This is a genomic window from Actinomycetota bacterium (assembly GCA_030017835.1).
Classification (GTDB): Bacteria; Actinomycetota; Aquicultoria; order UBA3085; family Oleimmundimicrobiaceae; genus Yes70-04.
Window position 1 is genome coordinate 1 of record JASEGU010000021.1, and the last position, 14,559, is coordinate 14,559.

The 14,559-nt window shown below is 52.5% G+C and carries 15 protein-coding genes and 1 tRNA gene; all 16 read left to right on the plus strand.

Annotated elements, in window-relative coordinates:
* Positions 1-227: 227 nt before the first annotated feature.
* Positions 228-944, plus strand: a complete 717-nt coding sequence (locus tag QMD53_05610; protein ID MDI6800125.1) for a 3D domain-containing protein — start codon at positions 228-230, stop codon at positions 942-944.
* Positions 945-1,007: 63 nt separating this feature from the next.
* Positions 1,008-1,856, plus strand: a complete 849-nt coding sequence (rsmA, locus tag QMD53_05615) for a 16S rRNA (adenine(1518)-N(6)/adenine(1519)-N(6))-dimethyltransferase RsmA (protein MDI6800126.1) — start codon at positions 1,008-1,010, stop codon at positions 1,854-1,856.
* Between the two features lie 111 nt (positions 1,857-1,967).
* Positions 1,968-2,327, plus strand: a complete 360-nt coding sequence (locus tag QMD53_05620) for a hypothetical protein (GenBank protein ID MDI6800127.1) — start codon at positions 1,968-1,970, stop codon at positions 2,325-2,327.
* 131 nt (positions 2,328-2,458) lie between these two features.
* Positions 2,459-3,217: a cytochrome c biogenesis protein CcdA gene (locus QMD53_05625; GenBank protein ID MDI6800128.1), complete on the plus strand. Its 759-nt coding sequence runs from the start codon at positions 2,459-2,461 to the stop codon at positions 3,215-3,217.
* Between the two features lie 17 nt (positions 3,218-3,234).
* The gene (locus tag QMD53_05630; protein MDI6800129.1) at positions 3,235-3,870 is read left to right on the plus strand and encodes a tetratricopeptide repeat protein; all 636 of its coding nucleotides are present in this window, start codon (positions 3,235-3,237) and stop codon (positions 3,868-3,870) included.
* 369 nt (positions 3,871-4,239) lie between these two features.
* On the plus strand, positions 4,240-7,101 hold the full coding sequence (locus QMD53_05635) for a stalk domain-containing protein (GenBank protein MDI6800130.1): 2,862 nt from the start codon (positions 4,240-4,242) through the stop codon (positions 7,099-7,101).
* A gap of 177 nt (positions 7,102-7,278) precedes the next feature.
* Positions 7,279-7,536 (plus strand): Veg family protein, encoded by a 258-nt coding sequence (locus tag QMD53_05640; GenBank protein MDI6800131.1) that lies wholly within the window; start codon positions 7,279-7,281, stop codon positions 7,534-7,536.
* A gap of 91 nt (positions 7,537-7,627) precedes the next feature.
* Positions 7,628-8,521 (plus strand): 4-(cytidine 5'-diphospho)-2-C-methyl-D-erythritol kinase, encoded by an 894-nt coding sequence (gene ispE / locus QMD53_05645; GenBank protein ID MDI6800132.1) that lies wholly within the window; start codon positions 7,628-7,630, stop codon positions 8,519-8,521.
* 41 nt (positions 8,522-8,562) lie between these two features.
* The gene (locus QMD53_05650) at positions 8,563-9,327 is read left to right on the plus strand and encodes an NTP transferase domain-containing protein (protein MDI6800133.1); all 765 of its coding nucleotides are present in this window, start codon (positions 8,563-8,565) and stop codon (positions 9,325-9,327) included.
* A gap of 1 nt (position 9,328) precedes the next feature.
* A complete protein-coding gene (locus QMD53_05655) occupies positions 9,329-9,709 on the plus strand; it encodes a Rid family detoxifying hydrolase (protein ID MDI6800134.1) in 381 nt (126 codons plus the stop codon).
* Positions 9,710-9,731: 22 nt separating this feature from the next.
* The gene (gene spoVG / locus QMD53_05660) at positions 9,732-10,007 is read left to right on the plus strand and encodes a septation regulator SpoVG (GenBank protein MDI6800135.1); all 276 of its coding nucleotides are present in this window, start codon (positions 9,732-9,734) and stop codon (positions 10,005-10,007) included.
* Between the two features lie 77 nt (positions 10,008-10,084).
* Positions 10,085-10,159 (plus strand) — tRNA-Gln (locus QMD53_05665).
* Between the two features lie 91 nt (positions 10,160-10,250).
* Complete coding sequence (gene glmU, locus QMD53_05670) at positions 10,251-11,627, plus strand: bifunctional UDP-N-acetylglucosamine diphosphorylase/glucosamine-1-phosphate N-acetyltransferase GlmU (GenBank protein ID MDI6800136.1); 1,377 nt, start codon at positions 10,251-10,253, stop codon at positions 11,625-11,627.
* A gap of 12 nt (positions 11,628-11,639) precedes the next feature.
* The gene (locus tag QMD53_05675) at positions 11,640-12,602 is read left to right on the plus strand and encodes a ribose-phosphate pyrophosphokinase (protein ID MDI6800137.1); all 963 of its coding nucleotides are present in this window, start codon (positions 11,640-11,642) and stop codon (positions 12,600-12,602) included.
* A 22-nt stretch (positions 12,603-12,624) separates the two neighbouring features.
* Positions 12,625-13,254, plus strand: a complete 630-nt coding sequence (locus QMD53_05680) for a 50S ribosomal protein L25 (GenBank protein MDI6800138.1) — start codon at positions 12,625-12,627, stop codon at positions 13,252-13,254.
* Positions 13,255-13,407: 153 nt separating this feature from the next.
* A complete protein-coding gene (gene pth / locus QMD53_05685) occupies positions 13,408-13,974 on the plus strand; it encodes an aminoacyl-tRNA hydrolase (protein MDI6800139.1) in 567 nt (188 codons plus the stop codon).
* Positions 13,975-14,559 lie beyond the last annotated feature (585 nt).

Consider the following 14,559-nt stretch of genomic DNA (forward strand, 5'->3'; position numbering starts at 1 on the left):
GGTTATCAAGCATAAAGGTATCATATCACAGTACCAGTTAGGTAGGAATCACCTTCAGTTTTTGTTTCTAAAGATCGGCAAAACTTGGATAAAATCTGGGCCATTTAGAGGTAAACTTATTGCTTTTAGGCTGTAAAAAAGCGCTTTTCAAGAAGTGTATTGGCGCAGCAATCATCGGGCTTACGGTCACCATATTAAGCCTTTCATATTTTGGAAAATCGGTCGAATTGGCAATAGACGGGAAGGGGCAGAAGGTATTATCCTTTGCCTCAGACGTATCAGGCCTGCTCAGAGAGAGGGGCATCGAACTTGAAGAGGGCGACTGGCTAAGTCTCGATGAGTCTTCCCCTCTAAAGGTCGGCCTTCTTATCGCCTTAGACCGGGAAAAGGTCGTGGGCTTCGAGGTCGGCACCGAAAGGCTCACCCTTGCCACCACGGCAAATAGCGTCGGTGAGTTCTTGAAGAGCAAAGAGAGCGAGTTTGGCGCCTTCAACCTGACTTTCAATGACCCCAATGAGCCAATAAAGACGGGCATGGTCATCAAGGCCGTTCGCTTATACGGCTTGCCTAAGACGGAGGCTCCTTCCAAGCTGGCCTATCTGACCGACCGTGGAGCGAGGAAAACTCCGGCTCCAAGCCATGAGACCCCAAGCGATCTTAAGATAAAGGAGACGCTCACATTGACCGCGACCGCCTATACTCCAGGTTACGACTGCGGCTATATTACGGCCACCGGGGCCAAGGCCGGGTTTGGAATCGTGGCCGTAGACCCGAGAGTAATCCCCCTTGGCACCAAGGTCTACGTGGAGGGTTATGGTGAGGCTATGGCTCTCGATACCGGCGGGGCCATCAAGGGGAATAAGATAGATCTCTGCTATGAGACTTACGACGAGGCCATAAGGTTCGGCAGAAGAAAAGTCATCGTCCACATCTTATCCGACTGATCCCCCTTAAATCTCCCCTATTGTGCTAAACTCGCCCTGTAAGTGAGAGAAGGGGCGCAAAAATTGATCGGAACCCCGAGAGAGACCATCAAGATACTGAGTAAGGCCGGCATTCACCTAAGCAAGCGGCTTGGCCAGCACTTTCTCATCGACGGCAACATCTTAAAGAAGATAGTCCACTCGGCTAGCTTACGCGAAGGCGATGTCGTCCTTGAGATAGGCCCCGGCATCGGCAGTCTGACCGAAGTCCTTTTGGAGACCGGGATTAAGGTCATCGCGGTCGAGTATGACAAGAAGTTCTTTCTGATCTTGAAGGAGAACTTCGCCTCGTATCCAAATTTTCACCTGATAGAGGGAGATGCCATGAGGCTCAAAGTGAGCGATCTTCCCCTTATCCCAAACAAGGTCGTCTCTAACCTGCCCTATAATATCTCGGCTCCTCTGGTCATCAAGCTGCTCGATGAGTTTGGTTCGGTCGGGGAGATGATCATCATGGTCCAGAAGGAGATGGCGGCCCGGATGACGGCCACGGCCCACTCCAAGGATTACGGCCAGCTTTCGCTTAAAATCGAGTATCATTGCCAAGCCAAGTTGCTATTCAACGTGCCAAGGAGCGTCTTTCTTCCGCCTCCCAAGGTCGATTCGGCCGTCGTCCGTCTGGTCAGGCTCGATCCTTCCAAACTTTTGACCGACGATCCCAAAGGGTTATTTGAACTGATCGGGGTCGTCTTTGGCCAGAGGAGAAAGACGCTCGCAAATACCCTCCTCAGCTTCGGCCGCAGCAAGGATGATATTGCCCGCTTGCTGGAGAAGGTCGGCATAGATTCCAAAAGAAGGGCCGAGACCATGAGTCTGTCGGATTTTGTTGAGCTTGAGCGGGCCATTGCCGAATTGGTAAGGGGCGCAAAATAAGTATCTATCATTCCGATTCCAAAATAAGAAGGGATTTAAGCTTTGAAAACGAATAAATCAATAGGGAAATTATTATAGATCATTCTGTCTCAAGCGAAAGGGGGTGTTGTAATGTCGGATCTCAATAAATCGCTGGAGGAGCTTATGGCCATCGAGGGCGCTCTGGCCACGGCCGTTGTCGACAGCAACAGCGGAATGGTGCTCGGCAAGGCCGGAACAGGTCTTGATGTCAACCTGGCTGCGGCCGGTAACAGCGATGTGCTTAAGACCAAATATAAGGTGATGAAACTCCTTGGTCTGAAGGATAACATCGAGGACATTCTCATTACTCTGGGCGCGCAGTATCATATACTTCGGCCTTTAGAGAAGAAGCCTGAACTCTTCGTCTATATCGCTCTGGACAAATCCAAGGCCAATCTGGCCTTAGCCCGCCACAAAGTCACCGATATCGAACACACGCTCACTATATAGCGGCTTTCTGGCCTTTTTGAACCAGGATTTTTAGAGGGTGGGCCCCATTTGGGGCCCACCCTTATAATTACAAAGGCCACCTCTTTCTCTGATTTGCTTAAGCACCCTTGGGTTGTGTTAAAATTGACTCGTTGAAACGGGCTTTAGGTTCATTCGATTCTAAAATAGAGGTCAAGAACCAGATGACAAACATCCAATTCAGCCTGCAAAATGCTCTTAGCTCCTCTTCGCCACTGGCCTATCTGACCGTTTTTGCCCTCGGAGCCGTAGTCAGCCTGGGCTCCTGCGTCATCTTGGAGCTTCCCCTTCTCATGGGCTTTCTGGGCGGCGTTCAGACCAGGTCCAAGAGGAGGCTTGTCCTACTTACCCTCCTATTCGTGGGCGGCATGCTGACCACCTATCTTGCCATCGGGCTGGCCATCGGCCTCGCATCTTTGAGCCTGGCCAAATTCGCCTCCTTCAGCCGGGCCATCTTTTATGGACTGGGCGCCGTCTCGCTCCTATTCGGTCTCTACCTTCTCGGATTCATCCATCCGCCCAAGATGAATACTGGATTTTTGGAGCTTTTTGCCCGCGGACACAAGGATTATCTCGGCGCTTATCTGCTCGGGGCCATCTTCATCTTCTTTGAGGCGCCAACTTGTCCCTGCTGCGCCCCGGCCCTCATACTGATAAGCGGTTACATGGTGACGAGTGGGACTATAATCTCCGGTCTTACCCTGCTCATGGTCTATGTCCTTGGCCAGAGCGTTCCCATCCTGATTGCCGGGGTGGCTTTCGGGTGGATTAAGGGTCTCTCCGACCGTTTCGTTAGGCTACAGGAGTACCTCCAGATAGTTAGCGGGATCCTTCTTACGCTCGTAACTCTCGACCTGTTCTGGCTGGCTTAATTTTGTAAGGAGACCCGATGCAAGAGGATGGAATGGAAGAGAAAAAGGAACATTCAAAGTCAAAGACGGATCAACCTATAGCCGGATGTGGTTGCCCGCATCATCACGCGATGCGCGTTCCCTTAAAAGATCGGGCCATCATGCTTGCTCTGGTAGTGGGCGCTGTCATATTCGCGCTTCGTCCCCTCATCGCCCTGCAGAGCATTAGCCGGGCCAATTCATATCTTGAAATTGGTGACTTTGGCAGGGCCGCAGTCCATTATGAGCGGGCCATCTTCTTAAAAGATGATCTTGCCACAGCCCACAGCAATCTCGGTTACGCCTACGCTCAAGATGGAAAGGTTGAGCTTGCCAAGGCTTCCCTCTTAAGGGCGGTAGAGCTCAACCCGAGCGATCCTCAGCCCCTAATCGAGCTCATGCACATCTTGAGGGAAGAGGGCTTCATTGAAGAGGCCATAAACCACTATGAAATGGTCAAGGATCGGGTCCCCAAGGGCACCGTCCTTTTGAGCCTGGCCGGCCTTCTCTACGAAGAGGCCGGTGAGGTAGAAAAGGCCATAGAGTCCTGGGAGTCTTTTTTGCGCCTAATGCCGGACTCAAGCCTGGCCAAAGAGCATCTGGAAGGGCTTCAGGGCTTCGCCCTCAAGCCCTAAAGTTTGTCTCCGGCCGCTCTTATAACCGCTCTCATTCCTGTCCGTTTAACTCGTTCTGCTCAAGCTGGCCAATTCATCATCATTGTTAAATAAAAAAAGACTAATAGGATGGCATTCTAAATTTAATATTTGAATTATTGAAAATATTTACCAAACCCATTGATTCTCTCTGGTAGTTTGTTAGAATGAAAATCAACACATATATATCGGCATGATACTTCAAAAGCTTTAGAGAAGATATTTGAATATCTTTTTTCGTGGGGGGGGGCTTAGGTGAGCCCTTCCCCTAAAGCATGTTTATGGGCTTGATATGGCCGGCCTCATCAAGGGGTCGAAATGGCAAAAGGTTGAAATTTAACGGGAGGAAAGATGAAGATTTTTAAATCGTTGAAGAGGATGAAAACCAAGAGGTTGATAGCGGGGCTCATGACGCTTCTCATGCTGGCCGGCCTGATGATAGGCCTGGTGGGCGCCCCGGCCTATGCCGCCAACATAACCAGCACGGCAAGCGGTGGCAATTGGAATACGGGCTCAACCTGGCAAGGGGGGGTGGTGCCAGTAGCGGGCGACACCGTAACCATAGCGGCTGGGGCTACCGTTAACGTTACCGCGGACGCAGCCTGCGCTTCTCTCACCTTTACCGGAGGGGTCGCCTCAAGCAGCAATGTAAATATAAATTCGGGCTATATCTTAGCTGTTTCCGGGGCCGTGACCATCCCCAGAGCCGGCGGAAGCGGAACCACAAATATTAACACGCTTGCCGTGGGGACGGGGACCTTAAGTGCCGGAAGCATCGCCTTCACCAGCGGTGGTACTAGCGCAAGACATAGAGTTACCATCTCCACCGGAACGGTAACGGTTACAGGTAATGTTACAGGTAGTGGTAATAGCGCTTCAATCATATTTTCCGGCAGCGGAACCTTAAATTTGGGTGATGCAATATATACTGACGCCAATGGCACGCTAACGACGGTTGCGGGCAGCACGGTCAATTATACGGGCGCAGCCCAGACGGTTGGCGATTTCACCTATAGTAACCTCACCCTTTCCGGCAGCGGCACAAAAACTTTACCCGCCGCCGTCACCATAAACGGCAATCTAACCCTAGCCGGTACGGCCTCCGCCACAACTGCGGCCGCAGAGACCATCGGAGGAAACCTCGACGTTGGGGCTGGCGCAACATTTGCTACGGGAACAACAAACACTTGGGACCTAACCGTCAGTGGAACAACTTCGGTTAGCGGAACGTTGACTCTTGCCAATACGGACGTTAAAACCTTCACAGGAACGGTTACGGTCAACGCGGGAGGAACTTGGAACGAAACCGGAGCCGCAGCGGTTAACTTCGCCAGCAATCTACTAAATAACGGTACGTTTACAGCCAATATGAGAGTTCATACCTTTAGCGGCAGCGGGCTGGCTATCGGCGGGGGTACCGCCATTTCAATCCCCAGAGTTACGGTCACCGGAACCCGTGTAAACGGGGGCACGTTAAACGTTGGGACGGCCTTGGCCGGTAGCGGCACCCTGACCAACACCGGCACGCTCAATCTTGGCGGCACTTGTCCGATCACCACACTTACCAACTCGGGCACCATCAACCGCACGGGTACCGGTACGACCACTACAGCTCTTGCCAATTTCACTAACACAGGCACGGTCAATCTCAGCGGTTCGGGAGCGATTACCGGCATCACCAACAACACCGGCGGCACGGTCAATCTTACCAACTCGGGCACGATTACCGGCATCACCAACAACACCGGCGGCACACTTAACATCACTGATCTTACGCCGACCATTACCACACTTACCGCGACCGCAATCAACAATACGGTAAATTACAATGGCGCAGGGGCCCAGACCGCGGTAAATACCCCTTATTACAACCTCATTTTCAGCGGCGGTGGCGCAAAGTCTATAACCCGTGCCAATAACGCCACTTTAGCGAGTGGCAATTTTAGTATCACCACAGGAGTGACGGCCACCATCACCGGCACCAACCTTGGTGTGGGCACCTTGACTCTCGGCGGCGTGGGCCGCGCTAGTGGCACATGGGGCTCTACGGCTTCAATCGCAACCAACCAAAATGACACCTATTTCACTTCGACCGCGACCGGTTATGTAAATGTCACAACTAGCACCGTGCCTACTTATACCCTGACCTGCACGGCCGGCGCGAACGGTTCGATCACGGCCCCGGCTAGCTCACCGACCACTCACAATAGCGGAGACGTTGTTACGATAACGGCGGCTGCCAATCCGGGTTATCACTTCGTCAACTGGACCGGAGATGTGGGCACAGTGGCTGACACCAGTGCGGCCAGCACCACCATCACCATGAATGGCAACTACTCCATCACGGCCAACTTCGCCATCGACACCTATACCCTGACCTACACGGCCGGCGCAAACGGCTCGATCACAGGCACCAGCCCGCAGACGGTCAACCACGGGGCAGACGGAAGCCAAGTCACCGCCGTGCCGGACGCGGGCTATCACTTCACAAGTTGGAGCGATGGCGTTCTCACCGCCGCCCGCACCGATACCAACGTGACGGGCAATATCACCGTTACCGCCAGCTTCGCCATCAACACCTATACCCTGACCTACACGGCCGGCGCAAACGGCTCGATCACAGGCACCAGCCCGCAGACGGTCAACCACGGGGCAGACGGAAGCCAAGTCACCGCCGTGCCGGCCGCGGGCTATCACTTCACAAGTTGGAGCGATGGCGTTACCACTGCCGCCCGCACCGACCTCAACGTGACGGGCGACATCAGCGTGACGGCCAGTTTTTCTGCAAATGCCCCAAATGAGATAATTCCACCCGTCCTGCCCTTCACAGAGACCACCGCCATTTTTAAGATAGCTAAATACTCTTACACTATTGATGACAAATCATTCGATATGGACGCCGCCCCCTACGTCAAGGATAACCGGACATATGTACCGGTAAGGTATCTCGCCTATACTCTTGGCATAGCCGAAAAGGATGTCAAGTGGGATGCGGCCACAAAGAACATTACCTTGACCAAAGGCACCACCGTGGTTAAGCTGGTCATCGGCAGCAAGAACCTCGACAAGAACGGAGCTGTAACCACGATGGACGTCGCTCCTGTGGTGATTCCTCCCGGACGGACCATGCTTCCGGCAAGATGGGTAGCCGAAGCTTTTGGAGCCACCGTCACCTGGAATGAGACCACGCAAACGGTAGCAGTTACTTATTAAGAGAGGGCTCTTATATAACTTAAGGGAGAGGTCTTCTAAGAAGACCTCTCCCTTTGAGGTAGAGCCTCAGACGAATTGGGCTCCTTGCCTTGATTTTATCGTCCGTTTAGGTTATCATCTATTTAAAATAATGAAGGGGTTTATTATATCGTGGTATCCCAAGCGCCTAAAAATGGATTGGTAACCAAAATAAAAGATGACCTAGAGCCCTATCTTGGTGAAAAGATGAAGCTCAAGGCCAACGTCGGCAGATGTAAGATAATTGAGAGGGAAGGCGTGCTCACCGAGACTCATCCCCATCTCTTCATCATCTGCGTCGAGGAGGAAGAGGATAGGTCTCGCCTCATCTCCTACAGCTATGTCGATGTTTTAACCAAGACGGTCGAACTGACGGATCCTGAAAATGGGGAAAACATTATCTCTTGGCTCCAGTAGCCTGAAGGGATTTATAAAAACCCAAATTGTCAAAAAGCACAGCTTGGCTGTGCTTTTTTTGTGAAAAACCTTGGTATAGGGAGAACTGAAATTGTCCAAAACCTTTACGATGAGAGCTTATGCCAAGATCAATCTCTATCTGGATGTCTTAAGAAGGCGCCAAGACGGATATCACGATATCCGCTCCATCATGCAGAGCATTTCCCTATGCGATGAGCTGACCTTCCAAGAGGCCGAAGGGATCGATATTACCACCTCTTTGGGGTCGGATATCCCGAAGGATGATAACCTCATCTTCAAAGCTGCAAAACTGCTCATCGAAGAGAGCGGCGTCAAAAGCGGGGCCAAGATAGACGTCAAAAAGAGGATACCTCTCTTTGCCGGTCTTGGCGGCGGGAGCAGCGACGCGGCCGCAACCCTCCATGGCCTAAACGAGCTCTTCGGGCTCGGTCTATCCCTGGGCGATCTTGCAGAGATTGCGGCGAGGGTCGGCTCGGACGTCCCCTTCATGCTGATGGGCGGCATCGCGCTCGTGGAAGGAAGAGGCGAGATGGTAACACCCTTGAGCATCGAGCCCAAGCTTAATCTCGTCGTCATAAAACCCGATCTCAATCTATCGACGGCCAAGATCTACGCCAGCCTCAAGAATGGGGCATGCTCGCTCGCGCCACCTGTCGATGTGATGATTCTCTCACTACAGATTAATGATATCGATGCCATAGCCGCCTCTCTGATAAACGTGCTTGAAGGCCCGGCCATTTCGGCAAACCCGCTTCTTGCCCGCATCAAGGCCGAAGCGGTCTCCCTGGGGGCCAAAGGGGCGCTCATGACGGGTAGCGGCTCGGCCATATTTGCTCTGGCCGATTCCAGCGTGAGCGCTGAAGGGATAGCCTCGGCTTTGGGCGGCGGTGGGCTAGAGGTATTCACCGCGATCTCGATGAAAGAGGGAAGCAACTTTTTGCCAGCCGACTCCAAAGCTTCATGATTTATCGGATATAATGATATATAAATAAAAAGGAGTACTCGATGACGATTGATGCTTTGGTTATGGCAGGAGGCAAGGTAAAGGGCGAAGGCCCCTTGGCTGGTTTGGTAAAGGGCATGATTCAGGTCGGCGGCGAGCCAATGGTAAGCCGGGTCATAGCCGCCCTTGCGTCCAGTCCTTCGATTGGGAGGATTGCGGTCGTAGTTCCGCCCGGTACTCAAGGGGGCGGCTGGTCCAAGGGGGCGGATATGGTCCTCTACTCGGATGGCTCCATCACCGAGAATATCTACGCCGGCCTCGAAGGCCTCGGTCCCGCAGGGGGTCTTCTGCTCATAGTCTCGGCCGACCTTCCGCTCTTAAGCGCCGATGCGGTCGAGGAGTTCCTTAGAGCCTGCAAGGAGAGACCGGCCGATTTCCACTACCCCATCACCTCCAAAGAGGAGATGGACAAGAAATTCTTTGGCACCGCAAGGACGTACGGTCGTCTCAAAGAAGGCCTCTTTACGGGCGGCAACATCGGTCTTATCGATTCTAAAGTCTTCATCGAGAACAGGGAGATCTTCGAGAGGCTCTATTCTTTGCGAAAGAGTCCCCTAAAACTGGCCAACCTGCTTGGCCCGCTCTTTATCATCAAATTCCTGAGCGGGCGAGCCTCAATAGCTGAGGCCGAAAAGAGGTTCTCGTCGATCCTAAAGGCAAGGGGCGCGGCCATTTGGGCAGCCCCCGAGATCAGCATCGATGTCGACAAGGAAGCCGATCTTGAGTTCGTTGAGAAGATCTTGGGTGAAAGGAAGGGGGCCGCTTAAATTGTTTGATGTCATCTCGACCGATGAGGCGCCTCAAGCGGTCGGTCACTACTCGCAAGGCATAAAGGCGGGCGGTTTCGCCTTCGTCTCCGGCCAAATCCCGCTTGACGTCAAGACCGGCGAGCTGATAGCGGCCAGTCTCTACTATCAGACCCTGCTCGCCTTGAGAAACATCGAAGCGGTCCTCAGAGCGGCCGGCAGCTCGGTTTTGGACGTCGTCAAGGTCACCGTCTATATGCTGGACCTATCCGAATTCAACTTGGTCAACGAGGCATTTGCTGAGGTATTCACGAATACGCCGCCGGCCAGGGAGACCGTACAGGTAAGCGGCCTTCCCGGGGGGGCTCAAATAGAGATATCGGCCATCGCCAAGCTAAGCTAACCTAAAAAGGGAGTGCTGCCACATGGAGATTACAAAGGTCATCGTCCGTCCGGTCGAGATGAACAAGGTTCAAGCCATCGCCTCCATCACCTTCGACGAGGAGTTCGTCGTCCATAACCTTAGAATTGTTCAGGGTGACAAGGGTCTCTTTGTGGCCATGCCTAGCCGGAAGCTGCCAAATGGCGAGTACCGGGATGTGGCTCATCCGATAAACGTCGAGACGCGTGAGAGAATACAAGAAGCCATCTTGGACGAGTTTGAGAAGGCAAAGAAGGAGAGCACTTCTGAAGGCTCTTAGCGGGGCGTTTGGCTTGACACCAAAGGAACGATAAACTATAATCCTCACGTATTTTTACCTTGGAATATCGTTTATTTTGGGGCGTGGCCAAGCGGTAAGGCACAGGTCTTTGGCACCTGTATTCGGAGGTTCGAATCCTCCCGCCCCAGCCAATCGTTTTGGACCCCTTTAAGCTCAAAAGAGATCGAAATCATCAATTAAAATAGCTTAAAGGGCTTAATATTTTAGAGCGGAGGTTTAACTGTGAGTCTGGCTGTTTTGGTCTTGGCCGCTGGCGAGGGAACCAGGATGAAGTCATCTCATCCCAAGGTTCTTCACCAAATCTTAGGTCAACCAATCATCTCATACGTGATCGGCGAGGCCATGAAGCTCGATCCCGATAGGGTTGTTGTGGTCGTCGGCAGTGGAGCCGAAAGGGTCAAAGAGGCGATTGGCGATGGCGTCGATTTTGTGCTTCAGAAGGAGAGACTGGGGACGGGTCATGCGGCGCGTGCGGGCGCCGCCGCCCTTAAGGGATTTAAAGGTGATCTTCTCATCCTCTCGGGTGACTCACCGCTAATCCGGGCCGAAACCCTAAAAAAACTCATCGCGGAGCGGATCGAAAAAGGGGCGGCTGCGGCCGTTTTGACCGCCGAGCTGGATGATCCGGTTGGCTACGGCCGGATAGTCAGAAGCGGCGATGAGATTGCCATGATCGTCGAAGAGAGGGACGCGGGCCCAGAGACGAAGGCCATAAGCGAGGTCAACGGGGGCATCTACGCCTTTGAGGCCGAGTCGGCCATGGAACTGCTCAAGGATATCTCCAACGATAACGATCAGAAAGAGTATTATCTGACCGACCTTATCGGTCTCTTTAGCGAAAAGGGAAGGCGCGTCGTCGCCATGAAGGCGGCCGATGCGAGCGAGGTACTCGGGATAAATTCCAGGCAAGAGCTTGCCAAGGCCGATAGGATCATGAGAATGAGGATCAACGCTCGTCTCATGGATGAGGGGGTAACCATGATCCAGCCCGATCTCACCTTCATCGGCCCAAGCGTCAAAGTGGGAAGGGACAGCGTCATATATCCCATGACCTTTCTGGAGGGCACAACCGAGATAGGCGAGGGCTGCCGAATCGGACCGTCGGTCAGGATGATCGATAGCAAGGCCGGGCGAGGTGTCAAGGTCGAAAATGCCGTCATCAAGGAGAGCGTGATAGAGGACGGCGCGGATCTGGGGCCCTTCTGTTCGCTTCGGGCTGGCACCAGCCTTGGTAAAGAGAGCAAGATCGGAACGTTTGTAGAGGTCAAAAAGGCCTTAGTTGGCAAAAAAAGCAAAATACCTCACCTAAGTTACATTGGAGACGCTATAATAGGTGATAACGTCAATATCGGGGCCGGCAGCATAACCTGTAATTATGACGGTTTTGAAAAGCATAAGACGGTCATCGAGGACGATGTCTTCATCGGGAGCGACAGCATGCTGGTGGCTCCGGTCAAAATAGAGAAGGGGGCCATGACCGGGGCCGGCTCGACCATATCCAAGGATGTGCCGAGCGGAGCTCTGGCCATCGAACGTTCGGAGCAGAGGATAATCGAGGGCTACGTCAAAAATAGACGTGAAGGTAAGAAGGAAGATTAGGAGGCCTTTTTAATGGGACAGTCTAGAGGCAGGTTGATGGTGTTTACCGGCCGGGCCAATCCGGAGCTGGGGCGCGAGATAATCAGTTACGTCGGGGTTGATCCCGGTCGGGTGAGCATCTCGACCTTCTCTAACGGCGAGATATACGCTCGCTTTCTGGAGAGCGTGCGGGGGGCCGAGGCCTTCGTCATTCAGTCCCTCTGCGAGCCGGTAAATGATAATCTGATGGAGTTGTTGGTGATGATAGATGCCCTAAAGAGGGCTTCAGCCGTCAGCATCCAGGCCGTCATTCCCTATTACGCTTACGCTCGCCAGGATAAGAAGACGCAATCTAGGGAACCGATTTCGGCCAAGCTGATCGCCAACCTCTTGACCACGGCCGGGGTCGATAGGGTGCTGACCATGGATCTTCACGCCGGCCAGATACAAGGCTTCTTCGACGTGCCGGTCGATCATCTGACGGCTCTTCCCGTTCTGGCCAGTCATTTCAAGAAGCTCAACTTAAATGATCTCGTAGTCGTCTCGCCCGATGTGGGCCGAGTCAAGGTAGCCAAGAGGTGCGCCGACCGCCTGGGAGCATCCATAGCCGTCCTTCACAAGAGTCGTCCCGCTCACAATGTGGCCGAATATACTCAGCTCATCGGTGACGTGGAGGGCAAGAGCGCGCTGATAATAGATGATATGATAGATACTGGCGGCACCATCGTTCACGGGGCCGAAGCCCTCATGGATTCGGGGGCAAGTGAGGTATATGTCTGCGCAACGCACGCCATCCTTTCGGGGCCGGCGGTCGAAAGGCTCCAGAACTCCCGCATAAAAGAGGTTGTGGTCACCAATACCATACCCGTGCCCAAAGAGAAGATGTTTGATAAACTGAAAGTCGTCTCCATCGCCTCACTATTTGGCGAGGTTGTCATAAATGTCCACGAAGAGGAATCGGTCAGCGAACTCTTCCAAGGCGATAACATAATTTAATATTTAAGGAGTGTGTTCAAAATTGAGTCCCACAGAGATTAAAGTCGAGTTAAGAGAGGGTCTTGGCAAGGAGAAGTCGAAAAAGATCAGAGCAGGCGGCAAGATCCCGGCCGTCATCTACGGCCACGGAGCGAATCAGAAGCTTGCGGTCGATGCTCATGACTTCGGTTATCTGGAGAGTCACGGCTCTCTGGGCGGCATCCTTACCCTCAAGTTGGAGGGCGAGAAGAAACCGGCAAACGTCATCATCAAGGAGGTTCAGAAGAATCCGGTAAATGACACCTTTCTTCACATCGATTTCTTGAAGATCGCCATGGATGAAGCGGTAACAACGATGGTTCCCGTAAGCTTGATCGGTGAGGCCCCCGGCATAAAGATGGGTGGAGTTCTCCAGCACGGCGCCTGGGAACTGAGCGTCAAGGCCCTGCCAGCCGATCTTCCGGCCTCTATCGAGGTCGATGTGAGCGCCTTGGGCGTAGGTGACTCCATCAAGGTGGCCGATCTAATTTTGCCCAAAGGCGTTGAGATTACCAGCCATGCCGATGAGCCGGTTGTGTCAATCGTTACTCCGACCAAGATGGAGGAGGCTGTGGCCGAAGAAGCAGAGGAAGAGGTTGCCCAGCCCAAGCTGGTCGGCGAGGAAGAGGAATAGGCCGAGGCCGAGGAATAGGCGACAACCTTCTCTAGACCCCGATTTTAAGACAAGATCGAGTCAGCCCTGGGCTGGCTCTTTCGTTTTGCCGCTTAGCCCAAGCGGCCGACCTGATATATAATCTTGCTAAATTTTAAAGGGCTTGGAGGACGGATGTTGATACTTGGCCTTGGAAATCCGGGATTGAAATATGAAGCGAGCCGCCACAACTTGGGCTTTAAGGTAGTCGATGCGCTATCGGGGAAGCTTGGGATAAAGCTCTCCTTGAGCGCGGCAAACGCGGTCTTTGGCCAGGGGAATCTGGATTCCGCGGTAGTATATCTGGCTAAGCCGATGACATTCATGAATCTTTCAGGAAAGAGCGCAACTGGGCTCTTAAAGAAATTCGAACTTAACCCGGCAGATCTCCTGGTAATCCACGACGATCTCGATTTGCCGGCGGGGGAAGTCAGGGTCAAATTCGGCGGCGGGGCTGGCGGCCACAACGGTTTAAATTCCACAATAGAGAGTCTGGATAGCCAGGATTTTGGCCGGGTAAGGATAGGCATCGGCCGCCCGCCCGGCCGCAAGGAGCCGGCAGATTATGTCCTGGAAGATTTTGCCAAGGGCGATCTGGTTGCCATAGAGATGGCCGTAAACGAGGCGGCCGAAGCCGCCCTTGTGGTGGTCAAAGAGGGCTATGAGGCGGCCATGAACCGCTTTAACGCCACCCCCTCTTAATAGTTGCCAATCAATTACCTAGTTTACTTTGACTCTTCAACGTGGGTAAACTGTTTTGTAATCGGCCATTCTTTAAAAGCTAAATAGAATATTAATATTATATTAAGAATGGGGATAATCATAAGCAAGCTCCACCAGGGTTTAAAGCCCGCCTTTGTGAATATTTTCCAAAACGGCAAAATTAATATAAGTGTTATTAAAATAAAAAATTCGAATATCCCAAATTTATACATCTAACCCCTGTTTTGAATGGCTTTTAACCTTATCTGATGTAGTTCTAGTAATCTCTTATAAGAACTATAAGGTTCAGCATTAGTTTATTTTTTTATTATGGACATTACTAAGCAAACACATAATATATTCTACGGGACAGTTATAATGCATAGCTTGCTCTTTGTAGACTCCTTATCCAACTGGAGAACCTCGGCGATAAAAGTATTCTTCCCAGCTTTGTCGAGTTGGCTAAATGTCACACCTAACTCGTTGCTCAGATCATTGAACTTGGTTGGATCTTGAACGTTGTATATGGAGTTGGAGTTACCCCGTTTCTGTTGACACCTTAACTACGCACAACGGCTTCTGCCG